Source organism: Mycobacterium sp. IS-1264 (assembly GCF_001954195.1).
In the GTDB taxonomy this organism is placed as follows: Bacteria; Actinomycetota; Actinomycetes; order Mycobacteriales; family Mycobacteriaceae; genus Mycobacterium.
In genome coordinates this window covers 1-777 of sequence record NZ_MBES01000087.1, presented here as the reverse complement: position 1 = coordinate 777, position 777 = coordinate 1, and the positions used below count along the sequence as shown (strand labels likewise).

Here is a 777-nt window from a genome sequence, read left to right as displayed (position 1 = left end):
CCAGGCCCAGGCCACCCCGGCGGGCAACTCCGCCCAAAACGTCGCCGCGGTCACCCCGCAACTGGCCGCGGCCAGCATCGACCTCGAGGCCGGACCCACCCACGGGGCGCTGGTCAACTCCGAAACCACCGACCCATAGCCACTGGCCGCGGTGGCCAACTCCGCGGCCAACTCATCCCATGCAGCAGCCGCCGCCAACATCGGCCCCGACCCCGGACCCGCATACATCAGACCCGAGTTGACCTCCGGTGGTAATGCGCCGAAATCGAGCACCTACGAACCACCGTGCCCGAACGGCATGGGTTTACTCACGCATCGCCCCCGCATGACGACATTCACCAAGTTGCTTTTGAGTGAGGCTAATCGGGAGGACTCCCCTGACCTCCCCGCCGCAGCGACCCGCCGCGGAACCGCCACCCTAACCTGTGCGGGACCTGAGACGGACGACGCGGCGCCCATACGCCTACGGCTCTCCGCAAGACTTGCCCACCACCTGCGGCAACATCCGATAACGTCCGCGACGGGCGGGAGGTGTTAGCGGCTCCACCGGTCATTGCCGCGGCATGTTTGGGCGGTAAATGCCTCGACCTGGGATAAAAATCCGGCCGCAGCTAAAGCCGCCCGCGCCACGTCGTTCGGACTAGGACGCCCGAAGGCGCGCCGGCCGCACGTGTGTGCGGGGCGCGCCTTCGGGGTGTGTGGTTTAGCCGGCGGAGAGGGGGCGGGCCATGACGGTGGGTTTGAAGCCGTAGCGTGGGCCTGCGCCGGCGCCGCGCA

The 777-nt window shown here is 68.3% G+C and carries 2 protein-coding genes; both read right to left on the bottom strand.

Going from position 1 to position 777, the window contains the following annotated elements; all coding sequences use genetic code 11:
• A partial coding sequence (locus A5744_RS23345) for a PPE domain-containing protein (RefSeq protein WP_139331476.1) occupies nt 1-273 on the bottom strand: 273 nt, incomplete at its 3' end.
• A 430-nt stretch (nt 274-703) separates the two neighbouring features.
• On the bottom strand, nt 704-777 hold a 74-nt coding region (locus A5744_RS24510), incomplete at its 5' end, for a hypothetical protein (protein WP_139329418.1).